We start from the raw sequence: 1,453 nt of genomic DNA on the forward strand, positions 1-1,453 counted from the left end.
CCTTGAGCAAGGTCCGGACCGGCGCGCGGGTCAGGGCCGGCTGCGCGCCGGCTCCGGCGGCGGCACCGCGGCCACCAGCGGGTACTCGGCCTCGGGCATGTGCAGGAACCGCTCGGCGACGCGGGGCCAGAGGGACTCGCGGGTGCGGGCCAGCCAGCCGCCGGGATCGTCGCCCGCGCCCCGGCTCTGCTCGAGCAGCTCCGACCACGCGGTCTCGCCGCGGTCGGCGAAGGGCCAGCTCTGCTCGGCCAGCACCTCGTCGTAGGCGGCGAGATCGTCGCCGGCCAGCCCGGCCGGACGCTCGCTCGCGAGCAGGGCGTCGCCGAAGTGCACGATCACCTCGCCCGTGCGGTAGGCCGCCGCGCGCACGTCCTCGGTCACGCCCCACGCGGCGCAGGCGCCGTACAGGGCGAGCACGTTCTCCAGGGCCGCCTGCTTGGCCGCGATGGCCGCGGGCAGGGGTTGGGTCAGGCGCAGCTGCAGGTACGCGCCGCGCGCGGCCTCGGCCCGGCGGTAGGCGATGGACGACTGCAGTCCGGCCGCCGCCGAGTCCGGATGCGCCGCCACCGCGCCGAGGTAGGCCGCGATGGCGGGATCGTCGTCCGGCCGGGCGTCCGGGGGCAGCGCCGCCAGCGCCCGCGCGGCCCGCTCCTCGTGGATGGCCAGCACGGCGGCCGTCTCGCCGGGGAAGCGCCGCAGGAAATCCGAACGCAGGGCCTCGGCACCGCGGGCATCGCCGGCGGCGGCGCGCAGTTCGGCCGCCTTGAGCAGGGCGCCGGCGGCGTCGGCATCGGCGGCGAAGGTGGTGCTGAAGGCGACGTAGGCGTCGGCGGCCGCGGCGGGCCGGCCGGCGCTCTCGTGCCGGGCCGCGATCTTCAGGGCGCCGTCCCGGGCGTAGCCGCTCTGCGGATGGGCGCGCAGCAGCTGTGTCCAGGCCGCGACGGCGGCGGTGTCGTCGCCCGCGCTCTCGAAGCCGAGTCCGGCCCGGTACCAGGCCAGGTCGGCGTGGGCGAAGTCGGGCCAGCGGCGGCCGACGGTGGCGAAGTGGGTCGCCGCCGCGGCCGGACCGCGCTCCGGATCGGCGTCGGCGAGCTGCTCGGCGTGGCGGTAGCGGCACAGCGGCAGGTTGGCGGCCACCGCCGCCGCCAGGGTGTCCTGGCCGGCGGCGCGGGCCGCGTCGAGGGTGCGTCCGTAGATCGCCTCGGCGGCGAGGAACTCCCCGCCCCGGAAGCGGGCGTCGCCGGCGGTGCGCAGGGCGGCCACGCGCCGGGTGTCGTCCGGGTGGCGGTCGGCCATGCCGACCAGGATCCCGGCCGCCTCGTCGTGCCAGCCGTGGGCGTAGGCCACGCGGCCGGCGCGCCAAGCCAGGTCGGCGTCGAGCCCGTCGCGCGGGTAGGCCGTGGCGAAGTCGGCGCTCGCCGCGAGCAGGCCCCGGGCCAGGCTGTCCGGACCG

1 protein-coding gene is annotated in these 1,453 nt (G+C 78.7%); it reads right to left on the reverse strand.

All coding sequences use genetic code 11. The features are described 5' to 3' along the window. Positions 1–30: 30 nt before the first annotated feature. The coding region (locus KDM41_18195; GenBank protein ID MCB1185355.1) for a hypothetical protein at positions 31–1,453 on the reverse strand (1,423 nt) is incomplete at its 5' end.

This window comes from bacterium (assembly GCA_020440705.1).
Classification (GTDB): domain Bacteria; phylum Krumholzibacteriota; class Krumholzibacteriia; order LZORAL124-64-63; family LZORAL124-64-63; genus JAGRNP01.